The following is an 18,235-nucleotide window of genomic DNA, read 5'->3' as shown; positions in this document are numbered from 1 at the left end:
GGGGGCCACCGATGCTCGTTTACCCAGAGACCCGCACGCAGGACATCCGCACCGCGCTGCTCGCCCGGCGCGATGAGCTCGAGGCGGAGTACACCGGCGCGGTGGCCGAGATGACCCTCGCCGGCGCGGTCGACTCCGGGGACGACGTGGCCGACCTCGGCACCAAGGCCTTCAACCGGGAGCAGGAGTTCGCGCTGGCCGTTTCCATCCGCAACCGGATGGAGCAGGTCGAGCGGGCCCTGGAACGCCTGGACGCCGGGCACTACGGCACCTGCGAGAGCTGCCGGCAGGAGATTCCGGTGGCCCGGCTGGCCGCGTTCCCGTCAGTCACCCTGTGCGTCGGGTGCAAGAGCCGCAGTGAGTCCAGACACTAGGTCGAGCGCGCGCTGGGCGGCGCTCTGCAGGTGCGGCAGGTACTGCGCCGCCGCCTCGGTGCCGTCCAGGTCCTCGGCGATGAACGTGGCGTAGTTCAGCACGGCGCCCAGCGCGTTGGACAGGTCGTGGGCGGCCGTGGCGACGGTAGCCCGCAGCGCATCCTCCTGCATCCGGCCCCCTGCAAGGTCAGCACTGGCTAGAGTGAGTCCCGTTCGCGTAGGTGACGGGGCGTAGTTGCATGGTAACTCTGACTATCGGTGTCCTGGTCGCGGCGGTCTTCCTCGCCGCGCTCGTCGGGTATTTCCGTGGCCGGGATCCGGTGCAGCGGGACATCGCCCTGATCTTCCTGCCCTCGCTGGCGGTCAGCGTCAATGGCATCGTCCGGGACCTCGCGCACCACGCGGTGCCGGTCGCGGCCGGCGCGACCGCCACCGGGCTGCTGCTCCTGCAGCCGTATCTCACGCTCCGCCTCGCCGCGCGGCTCGGCCGGGTGCCGCGCTGGCTCGACGCCACGCTGCTGGTGCTGGTGATCGCCAGCATCGCCGCCACGACGGCCGCGCCCCGGCCGCTGAGCCTGGGCTACCTGACTTTCGTGGCGGTGACGTACACGGTCACCGAGGCGATCGCCGGCACGGTCCTGCTGCGCGTGGCCGGCCGCCGCTCGGGCTCGGCGCGGGCCCGGCTGCGGCTGGCCGCCCTGGCCACCTACCTGTACCCGGTCATGCTGCTGATCCTGGTGACGGCCACCACCCGCTTCCCGGGCGAGCGGCACTGGCTGCAGCCCACCGGTCGGGCGATCGGGCTGGCCGGCTCGGTGCTGTACCTGCTCGCCTTCGTCCCGCCGGCCTGGCTGCGCCGGATCATGTCGGCGACGACCTGGTACGAGGCGACCGGGGACCTGCAGCGGCTGCCGGCCGAGGTCAACGCCGGCCAGGTCTGGCGGCGCTACGTCCACGTCGTGCACGAAACCACCGGCACCGACGTCGTGCTGCTGCTCGGCGACGACCACGACCGCGTCGCCGCGGTCTGCCGCTCCGGCACCCACCTGCCGCACGAGCGGCTGGAGCTCGACCCGGACCGCGACCTCGCCCCGCTGCTCTGCGTCGGCCGCCCGGTAAGGCTGCGCCGCGACCACCCGCTCGCGCGGGCCACCGGGACCCGGCTGGCCACGGCGCTGCGCGTCGACGGGATCGGCACGGTGCTGCTGCTCGACCGCTACCACGCCCTGTTCAGCGCCGACGACCTGCGCCTGGCCGGCGTGCTGGGGGCGCAGGCCCGGGTGCTGGCCGAGCGCGGCGAGACCCTGTGCTCCCAGCGGGAGCTCGCCGCCCAGCTGGAGGAGTCGGTGGCCGCGCTCACCCACGCCAGCCAGGCCAAGAGCGACTTCCTGGCCGGCATGAGCCACGAGCTGCGCACGCCGCTCAACGCGATCATCGGGTTCAGCGACCTGATGCGGGCCGAGCCGTCCGACGGCGACCGGCGCAGCGTGCCGGCCGAGTGGGTCGACCACATCCACGGCAGCGGCCGGCACCTCCTCGGGCTGATCAACGACATCCTGGACCTGGCCAAGGTCGAGGCGGGCCGGCTGGAGCTCGGGATGCAGTCCATCTCGCTGGAGGTCGCCATCGGCGAGGTGATCACCACGCTGCGGCCGCTCACGGATCGCAAGGGGCTGCGGGTGTACCTCGACGTGCCCCCGACCGCCGCGGTCTGCGCCGACCCGTTGCGCCTGCGCCAGATCCTCGACAACCTGCTCTCCAACGCGATCAAGTTCACCCCGGAGGGCGGCCTCATCGCGGTCACGGTCAGCCCGGCCCTGCAGGACGTGGCGATCACCGTGGCCGACAGCGGCATCGGCATCGCGCCCGAGGACCAGGCGCGGGTGTTCGAGGAGTTCCAGCAGCTCGGCCCGGCCGACCAGCGCAAGGCCGGCACCGGGCTGGGCCTGGCCCTCACCCGGCGGCTGGTGGAGGCGCACGGCGGCAACATCGGCCTGGAGTCCGCGCTCGGCGAGGGCAGCCGCTTCACCGTCCGGCTGCCGGTCGCCGAGGCCCCGCGGGAGGCGGACGACGGCGAGCCGGCGCCCCGCTCGGGCCGGGGCCGGGTGCTGATCATCGACGACGACGCCCGCGCCGCCGAGCTCCTGGAGGCGTACCTCCGCGGCGCCGGCTACCAGGTCCGGACCGCCTCCAGCGGCGAGGCAGGCCTGACCGAGGCCGGCGCCTGGCGGCCCGACGCCATCCTCCTCGACGTGGTCATGCCCGGCCTGGACGGCTGGGACGTGATCCGCCGGCTCAAGCGGGACGACGCGCTGAGCACGATCCCGGTCTTCTTCGCCACCATCGTCGACGACCGCCGGGCCGGCCTGGCCCTGGGCGCGGCCGACTTCTTCGTCAAGCCGGTCGACCACGACGCCCTGCTGGCCCAGCTGGCCCGGCACGTCGCGCCGGTGTTCGCCGACCGGTCCCGGGACCCGGCCGCGGTGCTGGTGGTGGACCGCGACGACCACACCCGCGCGGTGGTCGAGCGCCAGCTGAGCGACGCCGGTCTCGAGGTGGTGACCTGCGACGACGGCGCGCAGGGCCTGCGGCTGTCCCGGGCCCGCCGCTTCGATCTCATCATCTGCGACCTGCAGATGCCCGACGTGGACGGCTTCGCGCTGCTGTCCGGGCTGGACGAGAAGGCCTCGACGCGTGGCATCCCAGTGCTCGCGCTGACCGCGCCGGACCTCTCCGACACCGACCGCCTCCGGCTGACCGGCAAGGTCATCGGCACGGTACCGCGCAGCTCGGCCGCCGACGGCGTGCGGGAGTGGATCGACCTGGCCGCGGTGGCCAGCACCCTGACCGACGCCCGGCACGAAGAGGTGGGGACATGACGGTCCAGAGCAAAGCGGAGGTGGCGGGATGAGCCGAGTGCTGCTGGTCGAGGACGAGGAACTCAACCGCGTGCTGGTGCGGGCGATCATCTCGCGGGCCGAGCCGCCGGCCGTGCGGGGCCTGGACCTGCTGGAGGCCGGTTCGTTGGCCGACGCCCGGGACGCGCTGGCCGCCGAGCCGGTCGACGTCGTATTGCTCGACGTCAACCTGCCCGACGGCAACGGGCTGGAGCTGGCCGCCGAGCTCGCCGAGGCGCCGGCCCGGCCCACCGTCATCGCCCTGACCGCGAGCGTGCTGCCGCACGAGCGGGCGGCGGCGATGGCGGCCGGCTGCGACGCCTTCCTCGACAAGCCGTACGCCGCCGCCGATCTGGTGACCATCCTCGCGACCCACCTAAGTTGACCACGATGGTTTGATCCCGACCCTGTGCTGGGTAGGTGCCTGGGGCTCCGCTCGTACCGGCTCAGGGGAGGAACGGGTGCAGACTCTCGCCGAAGGGCTGCGCCTGCAGATGGACGTGTTCGACTACGTCCTGCTGGCGCTCTATTTCATCACGGTCCTGGGGGTGGGTCTCGCCGCCCGCCGTTCGATCCGCAACAGCGTGGACTTCTTCCTGTCCGGCCGCTCGCTGCCGGCGTGGGTGACCGGCCTCGCGTTCATCTCCGCCAATCTCGGCGCCCTGGAGATCCTGGGCATGGCCGCGAACGGCGCCAAGTACGGCATCATGACGGTCCACTACTACTGGGTCGGCGCCGTGCCGGCGATGGTCTTCCTCGGCATCGTGATGATGCCGTTCTACTACGGCTCCAAGGTGCGCAGCGTCCCGGAGTTCATGCGCCGGCGCTTCAACCGCCCCGCGCACCTGCTCAACGCGCTGTCCTTCGCGCTGGCCCAGGTCCTCATCGCGGGCGTCAACCTCTACGCCCTCGCGCTCATCATGCAGGCCCTGCTCGGCTGGCCGCTGTGGCTCGCGATCGTGGTCGGCGCCGCCATCGTGCTCGCCTACATCACGCTGGGCGGCCTCTCCAGCGCGATCTACAACGAGGTGCTGCAGTTCTTCGTGATCATCGCCGGCCTCCTGCCGATCGCGATCATCGGCCTGCACAAGCTCGGCGGCTTCCACGGGCTGTTCCAGGCCGTGCGCGACCAGACCAAGCTCGGCGACGCCGGCCTGCACACCTGGGCCAACACCGCCACCAGCGACAACCCGCTGGGCGCGGCCTGGTGGGGCATCGTCTTCGGCCTCGGGTTCGTGCTGTCCTTCGGCTACTGGACCACCAACTTCGCCGAGGTCCAGCGCGGCCTGTCGGCCCGCAACATGAGCGCGGCCCGGCGCACCCCGATCATCGCCGCCTACCCGAAGCTGCTGATCCCGTTCGTCACCGTGATCCCCGGCCTGGTCGCCCTGGTGACCGTGAAGGGGCTCGGGGCGGACAAGGGCGACCTGCAGTACAACAACGCGATCCCGTTGCTGATGCGCGACTTCCTGCCCAACGGCGTGCTCGGCATCGCCGTGACCGGGCTCCTGGCGTCGTTCATGGCCGGCATGGCGGCCAACGTGTCCGGGTTCAACACGGTGTTCACGTACGACATCTGGCAGGAGTACGTCGCCAGGGACAAGCCGGACGGCTACTACCTGCGGATCGGCCGGCTCATCACCGTCGTCGGCGTGCTCGTCGGCATCGGCACCGCATTCATCGCGGCCGGGTTCAGCAACATCATGGACTACATCCAGGCGCTGTTCTCGCTCTTCAACGCGCCGCTGTTCGGCGCCTTCATCATCGGCATGTTCTGGAAGCGGATGACGGCCTGGGCCGGCTTCTGGAGCCTGCTGCTGGGCACGCTCGCGGCGTTCGTCACCTACGCCGGCTACAAGTGGTTCGGCTGGTTCACCTTCGGCTCCGACCTCGACGAGTCCTTCTGGGGCGCCGGCATCGCCTTCGTCACGGTCGCGATCGTCGCGGTGATCGTCACGCCGCTGACCCGTCGCAAGCCGGACGAGGAGCTCAACGGCCTGGTGTTCGGCGTGGGCCGGCACGACCTGATGGCCGACGCGATCGCCGGGGACACCGCCTGGTACCGCTCGCCGGTGCTGCTCGGCTCGGGCGCGCTCGTCCTCGCCGTGCTCTTCTACCTGCCGATCCTGTAACGCATAGGGGTGTATCACGATGAGCGATGAGCAGAAGGTCGACACCGCCCGGGCGGCGCGCCTCTTCGACGTGCGCCGGGTGATCGGCGGCCTGTTCACGGTGTACGGCGTGATCGTCACGATCCTCGGGATCTTCGACTCGCAGGCGGAGATCGACAAGGCCGCCGGCCTGCGCATCAACCTCTGGATCGGGCTCGGCATGCTCGCGCTGGGGCTGCTGTTCCTCCTGTGGCAGTGGCTGCGCCCGGCGGAGGCGCCCGAGGCGTCCGATATTCCCCCCGCCGACCGGGTGCCGGAGTAGCCGCCGGGGTGGGATTCCGGGTGAACCGGCCGCGTGTGCGGGCGCAGCCGGTTCACAGCTGGTTTTCAGGGAAACCGCACCCGGGCGTCAGGAACCGGCGGCAGTCTCTAGAAGACAAGGGAAACTCTGACGCCATTTGGAGCGAATCATGACGCGGCTGCTTGTGGTCGACGACGAGCCGGACATCGTCGAACTGCTCTCCGCGAGCCTCAAGTACCACGGCTACGACGTCGCCAGCGCCACCAGCGGCCGCCAGGCGATGGAGGAGGCCCGGCGCTTTCGGCCAGACCTGATTCTGCTCGACGTCATGATGCCTGAGCTCGACGGCTTCGAGGTGCTGCGCAAGCTGCGCGGCGAGGGCACCCGCGTGCCGGTGCTGTTCCTCACCGCCCGCGACGCCACCGAGGACAAGATCAAGGGGCTGACCCTGGGCGGCGACGACTACGTCACCAAGCCCTTCAGCCTCTCCGAGATCCTGGCCCGCATCCAGGCCGTGCTGCGCCGCGTCGCCGACCCGGCCGGGGGCGCGTCGGCCCAGACCTCGCGGCTGTCCTTCGCCGACATCGAGCTGGACGAGGACACGCACGAGGTGTTCAAGGCCGGCCAGGAGGTCCAGCTGTCGCCGACCGAGTTCAAGCTGCTGCGGTACTTCATGACGAACCCCGGCCGCGTGCTCTCCAAGGCGCAGATCCTCGACCACGTCTGGCAGTACGACTTCGGTGGCGACGCCGGCGTCGTCGAGTCCTACGTGTCGTACCTGCGCAAGAAGGTCGACACCTCCGCCCCGCGTCTCCTGCAGACCCTGCGCGGCGTGGGCTACTCGCTGCGGTTGCCGCGGACATGAAGTCGTGGCCGCTGCGCGTCAAGCTCGTCGTGCTCATGCTGGTCCTACTCGCGGCGGCCCTGGTCACGACGGCGACGGCGGGCGTTTACAGCACCCGCGACTTCCTGCTCAACCGCCTCGACTCCCAGCTCCTGGGCAGCGTCCAGTCGGCATCGGCAAACTGCCGGAACCAGAACCACTTCGGCCCGGGCGGCGCCCCGATGCAGGGCAACGGCTACTACGTGGCCTGCGTGGACGGCTACTCCGGCGCGATCGACGAGAACCTCTTCAACCCGGTCGACACCGACCAGGGCCGCCCGACACTGCCGACGAACGTCAAGCAGGCGACCGACAGCCGGACCGTTCAGCTCAACAAGGACACCTGGGGCACCTACGACACGGTCGATCCGGTCGGCGGTAAGGGCCACCAGTGGCGCGTCCTCTATGCCCAGCGCGAGACGCCCGGCCCTTACGAGGCTCCGGTGGTCGTGGCCATAAGCCTCGACGAGACCGACGCGACCGTCACCCGCCAGCTGTGGACCAGCGTCATCATCGGCGGCTTCGTGCTGGTGGTGCTGGCCGCGGCCGCGTACCTCCTGGTCCGGTCCAGCCTTCGGCCGCTGGTCGAGGTGGAGCAGACGGCCGAGGCGATCGCCGCCGGTGACCTCAGCCGCCGGGTGCCCGAGGCCGACCCGCGCACGGAGGTCGGCGGCCTCTCCACGGCCCTCAACACCATGCTCGGGCAGATCGAGACCGCGTTCGACGAGCGCCGCGCGTCGGAGGAGGCGGCCCGCGCCTCCGAGGAGCGCATGCGCCGCTTCGTCGCCGACGCCTCGCACGAGCTGCGCACCCCGCTGACCTCGATCCGCGGCTTCGCGGAGCTGCACCGCCACGCCGGTCCGCCCGACGACAACATCGCCCGGATCGAGCACCACGCCACGCGCATGGGCCTGCTGGTCGACGACCTGCTGCTGCTGGCCCGCATGGACCAGCACCGCCCCTTGGAGCGCAAGCCGGTCGACCTGCTGACCCTGGCCACCGACGCCCTGGTCGACGCACGGGTCACCGCCAACGACCACCGCCTGCGCCTGCGCACGGCCACGACCGACGACGACGAGGACGTCGAGGCGCCCGTGGTCCTCGGCGACGACGTCCGCCTGCGCCAGGTGCTGCAGAACCTGCTCTCCAACGCCCTGCACCACACCCCGGCCGGCACCGAGATCACCGTGTACGTCGGCACGGAGAACGGCAACGCGATCCTGGAGGTCGCCGACAACGGGCCGGGCATGACCGAGGAGGACGCGGCCCGCGTCTTCGAGCGCTTCTACCGCACCGACCCGAGCCGCACGCGGGCGCTGGGCGGCTCCGGCCTGGGCCTGTCGATCGTGGCCGCGCTGGTGGCGGCCCACGGGGGCACCGTGACCCTGAGGACCGCGCCCGGCGAGGGTGCCGCCTTCCGGGTCGCGATCCCGCTGCTGCGCTCGGCCTAGCCCAGCCCTCAGGCCCTGGCGATGGTGTCGCCGTCGACCTTGATCGGGACCTCGGTCAGCGGCCTCTTGGCCGGGCCGGCGGCCACCGAGCCGTCGGCGAGCCCGAACCGGCTGCCGTGGCAGGGGCAGGGGCAGTTGATGGTGCCGCCCGAGACGCTTCGCCTTGTCGGTGGCGCCGACGTTCAGCGCGTAGAGCACGCCGGCGACGGCCAGGCCGGCGCCGAGCGTGATGATCGGTGCCTTGAGTTGCATCGGCGAACTCCCACGTGTCGATCGCACCGCATCGGTGCCTGGCGACCATGAGACCGGGGTTCGGCTAGCGTGTCTGCGCCCAAAGACGCAGAACGTGCCTGCTGCAATGTCGCCCAAGGGACCGCCTCGTCGAGACAGGGGACACCGGGATGCCACGCGTCGTCACGGCGTTCGCGCTGCTGGCGCAGGCGTTGGTCGCGGTGACGCTGGCCGACAAGTGGCGGCTGTCGTGGTGGGAGTGGCACCTGATCCTCACCGCCGCGTTCCTCTTCGTCGGCTACTCGGCCTATGTGCAGTACCGCCGCGAAGGAACGGCCTCCGGGCTCTTCGACGGCATCGCGATGGCCGAGACCACGCGGCGGATCCGGCGACAGTACGAGGACGCGCTCGAGGAACTGGTCGGCGCGCTGCAGGCGTCGGAGCGCGGCGACGCGACCGAGCGGCTGGCGGCCCGGATGGCCGAGCGCTTCGGGCTGACCGAGAAGCAGGCCGAGGTGCTGGACCGGGCGGCCGCCGCGCTGGTGGCCGAGCGCGACCTGTCGGGCCGGTTGAGCGCCCTGGTGGCCGTGGGCGAGCAGGCGAGGATCCAGGCCGGCGAGGAGGAGTTCCTGCGGGGCGCCGTTGCCGCCGTCGAGAGCTCCTTCGGTACCGTCGAAATCGAAATCGTCCACGATGGACAGTTGACCGCGGGCGGCGACGCGCTCCCGCTCACCGTGAAGGGCCGGCTCGCCGGGGCGGTGCGCATCCCCGGGACCGGGCGGCCGGAGCTGCGCCGGACGCTGGCCAACCAGCTCGCGATCGGGCTGGAGAACGCGCGGCTCTACGGCGAGCTGTCGACGCTGTTCCGGCAGTACATGTCGCCCGACGTGGCCGCCGCGCTGCTGGCCGACCCGGACCAGGCGGCGCTGGGCGGGCGCCTCGTCGACGTGACCGCGCTCTTCGCCGACCTGCGCGGGTTCACCACGTTCTCGGAGGCGGTGGAGCCCGGGGACATCGTCGAGATGCTCAATCGGTACCACGGTGTCGCCGTGCCGTGCATCCTGGACAACGGCGGCACGATCGTGCAGTTCGTCGGCGACGCGCTGCTGGCGCTGTTCAACGCCCCGGCCCGGCAGGAGGACCACGAGGGGCGGGCGGTGCGGGCCGCGCTGCAGATGCAGGAGGCGGTGCTCTCGATCGCCGAGGGGCACCCGGACTGGCCGCGCTTCCGGGTCGGCGCCAACACCGGGCCGGCCCTCGTCGGCAACATCGGCAGCGAACTGCTGCGCGGGTTCAACGCGATGGGCGACGCGGTCAACGTGGCCGCCCGGCTGCAGACCATCGCCGAGCCCGGGCAGGTGGTGGTCGGCGGCGCCACCTACGACGCGCTCGCCGGCCGGGTCACCGCCACCCCGCTGGGCGACCTGGAAGTGAAAGGTCGCCGACAGACAGTCCGCGCCTACGCGGTCGAGAATTTGGCGTGACCGAGTTCTTCGATCTCCTGCACTCCGATGAGCAGGCCGCGCTGGAGGCCGCCGGGCACCGGCGGCAGTGGAAGCGCGGCTCGGTCATCTTCCGTGAGGCGAGCCGCTCCGAGGCGGTGATCATCCTGCGCTCGGGCCGGGTCAAGGTCTCCTCCGACACCGCGTCCGGCACCGAGGTCGTGCTGGCCGTGCGCGGCCCGGGGGCGCTGCTGGGCGAGCTCTCGGCGGTCGACGGCGGGCCGATGTCGGCGACGGTGACCGCGCTGGAGCCGGTGACTGCGCTCTCCGTGCCGTCGCCGGATTTCCAGCGGTACCTCCTGGGGCACGCCCGCGTCTCGTTCCTCTTGATGCGCGAGCTGACCCGCCGCCTGCGCGACGCCGACCGCAAGCGCATCGAGTTCGGCGCCTACGACACCACCGGCCGGGTCGCGGCGCGCCTGGTCGAGCTGGCCGAGCGCTTCGGCGAGCCGACCGACGGCGGGCTGCGGATCGGCCTGCCGCTGTCGCAGGACGAGCTGGCCGGCTGGACCGGGTCGTCCCGCGAGGCGGTCACGAAGGCGCTGCGCACGCTGCGTGAGGAGGGCCTGATCCAGACCGGGCGGCTGCACGTGATCGTCCATGATCTCGCCGCGCTCAGAGATAGGGCTCAATAGCCGGGCGGACCCTCGATCTGACCCTTGCAAGTATGCGCATACCTCACTGTGGATCTTTGGGCGACACGAAGAGCACTTAGTCTCTCGCGTCAGGTGCATCGAGGCATCGACGCGGTGCCTCGGTGCTGACACGCCCCACCAGGGAGGTACCTGTGCGTAAGTTGACCGTGGGACTTCTGAGTCTCACGCTTGCGTCGGGGATGGGGGTGCTTGTCGCAGGCGGTGCGGCTCATGCCGTGCCCGCCCAGCAATCACCATCCGTCGACGCCGCGTCACCGTCCGACGAGTTGCCCAACCCGTTGGAGGACAAGCGGCGCGATTCTCGTGAGGTCGCTCTCTCCCAGGTCCTGAACGGTCAGGCCACACCGGAGAAGCGCGGAGCGAGCACGGTCGTCAAGATCGGTAAGGGCGATAAGAGCAAGGGCAAGGTCGACAAGTACGTCGAGCTCAGCCGCGAGAAGACCGACAAGATCTTCGTCGTGCTGGCCGAGTTCGGCGACCAGCGGCACCCGAACTACCCGGACCAGGACACCGCCCCGGCGATCCCCGGCCCGGCCAGGTTCGACGGCCCGTTGCACAACCAGATCCCGGCGCCGGACCGCGCCAAGGACAACTCGACGATCTGGAAGCAGGACTTCAGCAAGCAGTACTTCGAGAACATGTACTTCGCGACCGGCAACGGCGCGGAGTCGCTCAAGACGTACTACGAGAAGCAGTCCTCCGGCCGGTACAGCGTCGACGGCATGGTCACCGACTGGGTGAAGGTGCCGTACAACGAGGCGCGGTACGGCCGCAGCAACGGCTACCCGTGCGCCAGCAACGTCTGCAGCAACACCTGGAACCTGATCCAGGACGCGATCAACGCGTGGGTCGACGGGCAGCACGCCCAGGGCAAGACCGACGCCGAGATCAAGGCCACCCTCGCCTCGTACGACCAGTGGGACCGGTACGACTACGACGGCGACGGCAACTTCAACGAGCCGGACGGCTACATCGACCACTTCCAGATCGTCCACGCCGGCGGCGACCAGGCCGACGGCGACCTGATCCAGGGTGAGGACGCGATCTGGAGCCACCGCTGGGCGGCGTTCCAGAACTTCACCAGCGGGCCGGACTACAACAAGCTCGGCGGGACCCAGATCGGGACCACGGGCCTGTGGGTGCGCGACTACACGATTCAGCCCGAGAACGGCGGCCTGAGCGTGTTCGCCCACGAGTACGGCCACGACCTCGGCCTGCCGGACCACTACGACACCACGGGCGTCGGCGGCAACGCCGAGAACCCGGTGAACTGGTGGACCATCATGGCCCAGAGCCGGGTGAGCCTACCCGGCGACAACGGCATCGCGGCCCGCGCCGCCGACCTCGGCGCGTGGGACAAGCTGCAGCTGGGCTGGCTGGACTACAAGACGGTCAACAAGGGCCAGACCAAGCTCGTGGACCTCGGGCCGCACGAGTACAACAGCAAGAAGGACCAGGCGGTCGTCGTCGTCTTGCCCAAGAAGAAGGTCTCCACGCCGCTACCGACCCCACCGGAAGGCAGCAAGTCGTGGTGGAGCGGCGCCGGCAACAACCTGGACAACTCGCTGACCCGCAACGTCTCGATCCCGGCGGGCACCACGACGCTGTCGTTCACGGCCAACTGGGACATCGAGGACTGCGGTCCGGACGCGTGTGACTACGCGTACGTCGAGGTCGACGACGGCTCCGGCTTCAAGGCGATCCCCGGCTCGATCACCACGGCGGCCGAGGGCAACGGCATCGACGGCACCAGCGGTGGGTGGGTCCCGGCCACGTTCGACCTGTCCGCCTACGCGGGCAAGACGGTCGGGCTGCGCTTCCGGTACTACACCGACCCGGCCGCCGGCGGCCAGGGCTTCTTCGTCGACAACATCGCCATCACCAACGGCGGCACCACGGTGTTCGCCGACGGGGCGGAGTCCGGTGCGAACGGCTGGACCGCGGTGGGCTTCACCGCCGTGGGCAACCAGCTGGTGACGGAGTACGACAACTACTACATCGCCTCGCACCGCACCTACGAGTCGTACGACAAGTACATGAAGACCGGCCCGTACAACTTCGGCTTCCCGGACAAGCCGCAGTACGTCGAGCACTTCCCGTACGAGACCGGCCTGCTGGTCACGTACTGGGACACCTCGTACAAGGACAACAACACCAGCCAGCACCACGGCGCGGGCCTGATCCTGCCGGTCGACTCGCACCCGGACCTGGTCCTCAAGGCGGACGGGACCCCGTGGCGGCCGCGCATCCAGGGCTTCGACGCGCCCTTCTCGATGCAGCGGACGGACGCGTTCACCCTGCACTCCGGGGCGAACGCCACGCCCAGCAACCTCGGCGGCCAGTGGGGCAACCCGCTGTTCGACGACAGCAAGAGCTACTACCGTGAGGACCCGGCGACGAGCACCTACTACGGCGTCAAGGTCCCGAACAACGGCGTGAAGATGCTCGCCCTGTTCGAGAACGGCACGTCCATGACGGTCCTCGTCATGGCCTAGCCCTTCACGGCCCGGTAGGGAACCAGTGACGGCGGGAGGAGGTCCAATGGGTATGAAAGCGCCCCTGGGCCTCCTCTCGGCCGTGCTGATCCTGTCCGGTTGCGCCGCAAAGCCGGAGAAATCCGGACAGAATGTCGAGCCGGCGGCCTCTCAGAGCGCCGCCCCTTCTGCTCCGGGGGCGTCCGCGTCGCCGAGCGCCAAGAGGGCCGCGCCCAGCGACGAGCCGACCATCAGCCTCCCGCCCGGGCTGCCCAAGACCACCGGGGTGGTGCCGCCGGTCGACGCGTTCCAGCAGGTCACGGTGCAGGGGGTGGTGCGGGTGAGCGGCTCCTGCGTGGAGCTCGTCACGGACAAGATCACCTGGACGCTCATCGGCCCCGCGGCGGCCCAGCTGCGCGACGGCCGGCAGGCCAGGGCGGTCGGCGTGCCCGACCCCAACCGCGAGACCGCCTGCACGGGCAGCCCGCTGCTCGTGTCGCAGGCCACACCTCTGTAGACCGGAGCCTCTGGCGGCCGGACCGCTCTAGACCGGCCCGGGTGACGTAGCCGGGCGTCGCGCGGCGAACCGTTGAGGTATGACCACCACGCCCTTTCAGGTGACGAACCCCCGGCTGGCGGTGCCAGTTGGCCCTGACGACCACACGATCGGCCCGCCGGACGCCCCCGTCTCGCTCGTCGAGTACGCCGACTTCCAGTGCCCGTACTGCGCCATGGCCCACCCCATCCTGCAGGACCTGCTGCGGCTGCGCCGGGAGTTCATCCGGTTTACGTACCGGCACTTCCCCCTGACGAACGTGCACCCCTACGGCGACCTCGCGGCCGAGGTCGCCGAGGCGGCCGCCGCGCGTGACGCCTTCTGGCCGATGCACGACTGGCTCTTCGACAACCAGCGCGGCATCAACCCGCGCCAGCTCATGGTCGGCGTCGAGCGGCTCGGCCTGCCTTCCACCGAGATCGGCGACGAGGTCGGCGCCCACCTCTACCTCGACCGGGTCCGCCGCGACCTCGTCGGCGGCGTGCGCAGCGGCGTCGGTGGCACCCCGACGTTCTTCCTCAACGGGCTGCGCCACGACGGCGGCTACGCCCTGGACGAACTCCTCGAGGCGGTCGACGAGGCATCCGAGGCGGCTCGGGCGGCGGCTACAGACCGTGGCTAGCGGGGGTGACACGGCTGATAGCACAGCGTCACTGCGATGCGCATGCCATTGAAGGTTCACTGATCAACTCGGCGGACGGTGGGATTACCGTCCGCCGATTCATGTGTGCGGAACGTCCAGGTCCTCCGAGAATGCCGGGAAAACGCTCTCCGATCCGCGACCGTCAAAGATCCTTTGCATTCGGACAACCTGTTACTTACCGTGGACGGATCCGGAAACGTCCGACGTCACGCTCGGTAGTGCTGGTTCGGCGCGACTGGCGTCTATGCAACATTCGCTGAGCTGCGTTAACACGAATTTGCGTTTTGGCAGTTGCGGATCGACCAACACGCAGTGCATGCTTTCGCGTTGGGTCGCACGGTCTTTCGGGCCCTAACTTTTAGTTTGGCGCCCGGGCGCGGGGAACCCGGGAGCGTCCGGCCGTGGGGGCCCGGACGCCGAGACGAGAGAGCGGTGGCGGTGCGCGATCGATCGCAGACCGGTCGATTAGGGGTGCGGGCCGATGCTCCTGGCCGATGACTTCTTCCTGATCGCGCACGACGACCGGGACGGCAAGTCCCGGCTTTCGGCGCGCGCTGTGGAGCTCGGGCTGGCCGGCGCGATGCTCGGGGAGCTGGTCCTGGAGCAGCGGATCCTGGTGGAGGGGCCGCGCCTGCGGGTGATCAACCGGGACCCTCCGTCCGATCCCCTGTCACATACCAACCTGGCCACGATGGTCGCCGAGGTGCAGCACCGCGAGGTGCGCACGTGGCTGATGTTCCTGGGCCGCACGGCGGTCGAGGCGGTGGGGCAGCGCCTGGCGCGCGTCGGGCTGGTCGAGCAGACCCAGGTCCGGCGCCTCCTGCGCAGCGAGACCCGCTGGCTGCCGACCGACATCAACCTACCGGCGGGGCGCGTGGTGCGCCTGCGCCGGCTGCTCACCGGCATCGAGCCGATGCGGGTCGCGGACACGACCCTCGCGGGCCTCGCGGAGGCGACCGGGCTGACCGGTCACGTCATGTGGGACCGCGACCCGGCTCTCGCCAGAAGACTTCAACAGGCGATCGCCACCCTGCCGCCGCCGCTGCGCGACCTGATCCTGCAGGTCGAGTCCGCGGTCGGCGACTCGGTGATGTCGCAGCGCGGGTGACGTCGCGACTCGGACTTTCCTCTTCCCCTTCCCCCTCAAAATTCCCTGGAGGACCGATGTCCGCAACGTCGCCTGCGCGACCGAGCGTGGTATCTCAGGCACTGGCCCGCGACCGGCTGGGCGTGCCATCCGTCATCATGTTCGCCCTCACCGCGGCCGCTCCGCTGATGGTCGTCGGCGCACTGGTCTCGTCGGCCTGGGGCTGGGTCGGCACGACCGGCTTCCCACTCGCCTTCGTGATCATCGCCGTCATCCTGGCCGTGTTCAGCTTCGGCTACGTCGCGATGTCCCGGCACATCACGAACGCCGGCGCCTTCTACTCGTACATCTCGCAGGGCATCGGCAAGCCGTTCGGCGTGGCCGGCGCCCTGGTCGCCCTGCTGGCCTACAACCTGCTGCAGATCGGCCTCTACGGCGCGTTCGGCTTCTACGCCTCGCTGATCCTGGCGGACAAGGCCGACCTCGACGTGAAGTGGTGGATCTGCTCGCTCGCCCTGTGGCTGGTCGTCGCGATCCTCGGCGTGCTTCGGGTCGACGTCAACAGCAAGGTCCTGATGGTACTGCTCGGGGCTGAGATCATCGTGGTGACGATCTTCGACGTCATCTTCTTCAGCCACCCGGACACCTCGGTGACCTTCCAGCCGTGGACCTTCGACTCGCTCAAGGGCGCGGCCGGTCCGGCGTTCGCCGTGGCGGTCACCGCGTTCGTCGGCTTCGAGGCCGCCCCGGTCTTCTCCGAGGAGGCCCGCAGCAAGAGCCGCACGGTGGCCACCGCCACGTTCCTCGGCCTCGCCGTGATGGTCGTGTCCTACGCCATCACCAGCTGGGCCGCCGCGATCAGCATCGGCGTGGACAAGGTCGTGCCGGCGGCTCAGGAACAGGCCGCCACCGGCGGCCCGTTCTTCCCGACCCTGGCCGAGAAGGGCGGCTCCTGGGCCGCCGACCTGGGCCTGATCCTGCTCACCACGAGCATCGCGGCCGCGGCCCTGAGCTACCACAACACGACCGCGCGCTACGCCTTCGCGCTGGGCCGTGAGCGGGTGCTCCCGTCGTTCTTCGGCCGGACCCGGGCCCGCTCGGGCGCGCCCATGTCGGGCTCGGTGTTCCAGACCGTGATCGCGCTGATCGTGCTGGTGCTGTTCATCGTCAAGGGCTGGGACCCGATGCTCAACCTGTTCTTCTGGCTGGGCACCTCCGGCGGCGTGGGCGTGCTGTTCCTCGTCCTCACCACCTCGATCTCGGTGATCTTCTACTTCGGCCGCGACAAGCGCGGCGAAGGTCCCTGGTCGCGGCTCATCGCCCCGATCCTGGCCACGATCGCCCTCGGCTACGTCTGCTGGCTGGTCGTCGACAACTTCGGCGGCCTGCTCGGCTTCGCCCCCGGCACCGAGAACGCCGCGGTGTGGGCGTTCCCGACGGCGTACGGCGCGGTCGCGGTCGTCGGCATCATCTGGGCCCTGGTCCTGCGCAGCATCAACCGGCAGGACTACGACGCGATCGGCCTCGGCGCCCGCGCGAACGCGGCGCGCATCGAGTCGTACGAGGCCGTCGAGGTCCGGTAACAAGACCCGCAGAGGGAAGCGCAACACAGTGAGGGAGGCAGGCGGTGGCCTGCCTCCCTCAACTGCTTTCGTGCACGCTTACCGCGGGGTGTTACCCGTAGGTGAGCGCCGGCGTGGGCTCGACTCGGTCGGCGACCTGACGCAGCGTGCGGGCCGTGAAGCCGCGCACCTTGGTCATCGTGGCCGATTCGCCGCGGCCGCGGCCGTCGTCGACCACGGGGGCGTTCGGCATGGCCGAGTTGGCCTCGATGCGCACGGCCTCGAGCGACACGATCAGAGCGACTGGGGTCATGACTTCTCCTTGACTGGATTCGGGCCGGTGGTCGCCCTGACCACCAGCGATACGGGCAGCGTCAGGCGACGCCGCGCCGGGTCCTCGGGCGGGTCGAGCAGAATCTCGCCCGCGAGCCGCCCGCGCTCGACGCTGGGCTGGCGGATCGTGGTCAGCCCGGCCGGCTCGGCCTCCGGGATGTCGTCGAACCCGGTGACCGACACGTCCCGGCCGGGACGCAGGCCCCGCACCCGCAGCGCGTCGAGCACGCCGAGCGCGAGGACGTCGGAGGTGGTGAGGACCGCCGTGGCCCGGTCGAGCCGGTCCAGGGCGTGGGCCGCCGCGGCGGCGCCCTCCTCGCGGTCGTTGGCCGCCGCGTTGATGAGCAGCACCCGCTCCCACGGCAGCCCGGCGGCCACGAAGGCGTCGCGGAAGCCGCGCACCCGCTCGCCGGTGACGTAGTAGCGCAGCGCGTCCGGGTCGGCGTCGACCGGGCCGGTCACCCCGCCGTGCACGATCCAGTGCGCGACGACGGCGACGTCGGTGTGGCCCAGGTCGGCGATGTGCTCGCCGAGCCGGCGGGCGGCCGAGCGCTCGTCGATGCCGACGTAGCCGGCGTCGGGGCCGAACGCGTTCGGGTCCTCGCCGATCACGATCGGCACCCCGCGGGCGCGGATGAGCTCCAGCGCGCCATGCCAGTCGGGCACGCAGTAGAGGCAGAACGCGTCGACCGCGGCGTTGCTGACCACCCGCCGGCCGGCCTCCGTGTCCTTGGGCAGGTTGATCAGCAGCAGCGAGGTCTCCCGGGCCGAGGCCGCCTCGGCCAGGCCGCGCAGGTAGGCCACCGCGTAGGGGTCGGTGAACGCCATCGACAGGTCATCGGTGAGCAGCACGCCGATCGCGTTGACCTTGCCCCGGCGCAGCGACCGGGCCGTCGGGTTGGGACCCGAGTAGCCCAGCCGCTCGGCCGCCTCGAGGATCCGGGCACGCAGATCGGGGGAGAGCTGATCCGGACGGCTGTAGGCGTTGGAGACGGTGCTCCGGGACACGCCCAGCTCGTCGGCGATGGTTTGCAATGTGGCCGCCATGGTTCGGATCATCCTCCCTTCGCTGCTGCATCGGTTCAGAACTCTTCTGTATCGATACAGTACGCCGGGTGTGTTACAGCGACCAGTCGTTTGTCGGGTCCTGGCATGTGTGCCTGCACACGTGCCC

Annotated in this window: 17 protein-coding genes and 1 pseudogene; 14 read left to right on the top strand and 4 right to left on the bottom strand. The window is 70.4% G+C overall.

Going from position 1 to position 18,235, the window contains the following annotated elements:
- Window positions 1-11 precede the first annotated feature (11 nt).
- A complete protein-coding gene (locus ABD352_RS04050) occupies window positions 12-374 on the top strand; it encodes a TraR/DksA family transcriptional regulator (protein ID WP_344610968.1) in 363 nt (120 codons plus the stop codon).
- On the opposite strand, the gene ABD352_RS04045 is transcribed toward ABD352_RS04050, so the two are convergent.
- Complete coding sequence (locus tag ABD352_RS04045; protein WP_344610813.1) at window positions 324-545, bottom strand: histidine kinase dimerization/phospho-acceptor domain-containing protein; 222 nt, start codon at window positions 543-545, stop codon at window positions 324-326. The genes ABD352_RS04050 and ABD352_RS04045 overlap by 51 nt on opposite strands.
- Window positions 546-613: 68 nt before the next feature.
- On the opposite strand from ABD352_RS04045, the gene ABD352_RS04040 reads away from it, so the two are divergent.
- The 6 genes from ABD352_RS04040 to ABD352_RS04015 all read left to right on the top strand — a co-directional run bounded on the left by ABD352_RS04040 (window position 614) and on the right by ABD352_RS04015 (window position 8,017).
- A complete protein-coding gene (locus ABD352_RS04040) occupies window positions 614-3,253 on the top strand; it encodes an ATP-binding response regulator (RefSeq protein WP_344610812.1) in 2,640 nt (879 codons plus the stop codon).
- Between the two features lie 28 nt (window positions 3,254-3,281).
- The gene (locus ABD352_RS04035) at window positions 3,282-3,656 is read left to right on the top strand and encodes a response regulator (protein ID WP_344610811.1); all 375 of its coding nucleotides are present in this window, start codon (window positions 3,282-3,284) and stop codon (window positions 3,654-3,656) included.
- A gap of 109 nt (window positions 3,657-3,765) precedes the next feature.
- Window positions 3,766-5,403: a sodium:solute symporter family protein gene (locus tag ABD352_RS04030; protein WP_344610967.1), complete on the top strand. Its 1,638-nt coding sequence runs from the start codon at window positions 3,766-3,768 to the stop codon at window positions 5,401-5,403.
- A 19-nt stretch (window positions 5,404-5,422) separates the two neighbouring features.
- The gene (locus ABD352_RS04025) at window positions 5,423-5,704 is read left to right on the top strand and encodes a hypothetical protein (RefSeq protein WP_344610810.1); all 282 of its coding nucleotides are present in this window, start codon (window positions 5,423-5,425) and stop codon (window positions 5,702-5,704) included.
- Window positions 5,705-5,852: 148 nt separating this feature from the next.
- A complete protein-coding gene (locus tag ABD352_RS04020; protein WP_344610809.1) occupies window positions 5,853-6,548 on the top strand; it encodes a response regulator transcription factor in 696 nt (231 codons plus the stop codon).
- Window positions 6,545-8,017: a sensor histidine kinase gene (locus ABD352_RS04015; RefSeq protein ID WP_344610808.1), complete on the top strand. Its 1,473-nt coding sequence runs from the start codon at window positions 6,545-6,547 to the stop codon at window positions 8,015-8,017. Before ABD352_RS04020 ends, ABD352_RS04015 begins: the two co-directional genes overlap by 4 nt.
- An 8-nt stretch (window positions 8,018-8,025) precedes the next feature.
- Here the strand turns inward: ABD352_RS04015 and ABD352_RS04010 are convergent, their stop codons facing one another.
- Complete coding sequence (locus ABD352_RS04010) at window positions 8,026-8,157, bottom strand: QcrA and Rieske domain-containing protein (protein WP_344610966.1); 132 nt, start codon at window positions 8,155-8,157, stop codon at window positions 8,026-8,028.
- A gap of 942 nt (window positions 8,158-9,099) precedes the next feature.
- Between ABD352_RS04010 and ABD352_RS04000 the strand changes: the two are divergent.
- From ABD352_RS04000 to ABD352_RS03970, 7 genes and pseudogenes are all read left to right on the top strand, one after another.
- Window positions 9,100-9,732, top strand: a pseudogene (locus tag ABD352_RS04000) (adenylate/guanylate cyclase domain-containing protein); the annotation flags it as partial.
- Complete coding sequence (locus ABD352_RS03995; RefSeq protein WP_344610807.1) at window positions 9,729-10,385, top strand: Crp/Fnr family transcriptional regulator; 657 nt, start codon at window positions 9,729-9,731, stop codon at window positions 10,383-10,385. The pseudogene ABD352_RS04000 and the gene ABD352_RS03995, both read left to right, overlap by 4 nt.
- Before the next feature lie 287 nt (window positions 10,386-10,672).
- Complete coding sequence (locus tag ABD352_RS03990) at window positions 10,673-12,901, top strand: immune inhibitor A domain-containing protein (protein ID WP_344610806.1); 2,229 nt, start codon at window positions 10,673-10,675, stop codon at window positions 12,899-12,901.
- A gap of 52 nt (window positions 12,902-12,953) precedes the next feature.
- On the top strand, window positions 12,954-13,397 hold the full coding sequence (locus tag ABD352_RS03985; protein ID WP_344610805.1) for a hypothetical protein: 444 nt from the start codon (window positions 12,954-12,956) through the stop codon (window positions 13,395-13,397).
- A 79-nt stretch (window positions 13,398-13,476) separates the two neighbouring features.
- Window positions 13,477-14,058 carry a DsbA family protein gene (locus ABD352_RS03980; RefSeq protein ID WP_344610804.1) on the top strand — a complete coding sequence of 194 codons (582 nt, stop codon included), beginning with the start codon at window positions 13,477-13,479 and terminating at the stop codon, window positions 14,056-14,058.
- A 502-nt stretch (window positions 14,059-14,560) separates the two neighbouring features.
- Window positions 14,561-15,187: a GOLPH3/VPS74 family protein gene (locus ABD352_RS03975; RefSeq protein WP_344610803.1), complete on the top strand. Its 627-nt coding sequence runs from the start codon at window positions 14,561-14,563 to the stop codon at window positions 15,185-15,187.
- An 86-nt stretch (window positions 15,188-15,273) separates the two neighbouring features.
- Entirely contained in the window at window positions 15,274-16,749 is a 1,476-nt protein-coding gene (locus ABD352_RS03970; RefSeq protein ID WP_344610802.1) for an APC family permease, read from the top strand.
- A gap of 91 nt (window positions 16,750-16,840) precedes the next feature.
- Here ABD352_RS03970 and ABD352_RS03965 read toward each other — a convergent pair whose 3' ends face one another.
- Together ABD352_RS03965 and ABD352_RS03960 are read right to left on the bottom strand one after the other, a co-directional pair.
- Complete coding sequence (locus ABD352_RS03965; RefSeq protein ID WP_344610801.1) at window positions 16,841-17,041, bottom strand: hypothetical protein; 201 nt, start codon at window positions 17,039-17,041, stop codon at window positions 16,841-16,843.
- Entirely contained in the window at window positions 17,038-18,108 is a 1,071-nt protein-coding gene (locus ABD352_RS03960) for a LacI family DNA-binding transcriptional regulator (RefSeq protein WP_344610800.1), read from the bottom strand. The genes ABD352_RS03965 and ABD352_RS03960 overlap by 4 nt, the downstream gene beginning before the upstream one ends.
- Window positions 18,109-18,235: the final 127 nt, after the last annotated feature.

Source organism: Dactylosporangium salmoneum, assembly GCF_039532525.1.
Taxonomy (GTDB): domain Bacteria; phylum Actinomycetota; class Actinomycetes; order Mycobacteriales; family Micromonosporaceae; genus Dactylosporangium; species Dactylosporangium salmoneum.
The sequence above is the reverse complement of the archived record's forward strand: the minus strand, read 5'-3'. Positions and strand labels throughout refer to the sequence as shown.

Coding starts and splice junctions, on each gene's coding strand:
- ABD352_RS04050 (WP_344610968.1), top strand. CDS start 12: ATGCTCGTTTACCCAGAGACCCGCACGCAGGACATCCGCACCGCGCTG.
- ABD352_RS04045 (WP_344610813.1), bottom strand. CDS start 545: ATGCAGGAGGATGCGCTGCGGGCTACCGTCGCCACGGCCGCCCACGAC.
- ABD352_RS04040 (WP_344610812.1), top strand. CDS start 614: ATGGTAACTCTGACTATCGGTGTCCTGGTCGCGGCGGTCTTCCTCGCC.
- ABD352_RS04035 (WP_344610811.1), top strand. CDS start 3,282: ATGAGCCGAGTGCTGCTGGTCGAGGACGAGGAACTCAACCGCGTGCTG.
- ABD352_RS04030 (WP_344610967.1), top strand. CDS start 3,766: ATGGACGTGTTCGACTACGTCCTGCTGGCGCTCTATTTCATCACGGTC.
- ABD352_RS04025 (WP_344610810.1), top strand. CDS start 5,423: ATGAGCGATGAGCAGAAGGTCGACACCGCCCGGGCGGCGCGCCTCTTC.
- ABD352_RS04020 (WP_344610809.1), top strand. CDS start 5,853: ATGACGCGGCTGCTTGTGGTCGACGACGAGCCGGACATCGTCGAACTG.
- ABD352_RS04015 (WP_344610808.1), top strand. CDS start 6,545: ATGAAGTCGTGGCCGCTGCGCGTCAAGCTCGTCGTGCTCATGCTGGTC.
- ABD352_RS03985 (WP_344610805.1), top strand. CDS start 12,954: ATGAAAGCGCCCCTGGGCCTCCTCTCGGCCGTGCTGATCCTGTCCGGT.
- ABD352_RS03980 (WP_344610804.1), top strand. CDS start 13,477: ATGACCACCACGCCCTTTCAGGTGACGAACCCCCGGCTGGCGGTGCCA.
- ABD352_RS03975 (WP_344610803.1), top strand. CDS start 14,561: ATGCTCCTGGCCGATGACTTCTTCCTGATCGCGCACGACGACCGGGAC.
- ABD352_RS03965 (WP_344610801.1), bottom strand. CDS start 17,041: ATGACCCCAGTCGCTCTGATCGTGTCGCTCGAGGCCGTGCGCATCGAG.
- ABD352_RS03960 (WP_344610800.1), bottom strand. CDS start 18,108: ATGGCGGCCACATTGCAAACCATCGCCGACGAGCTGGGCGTGTCCCGG.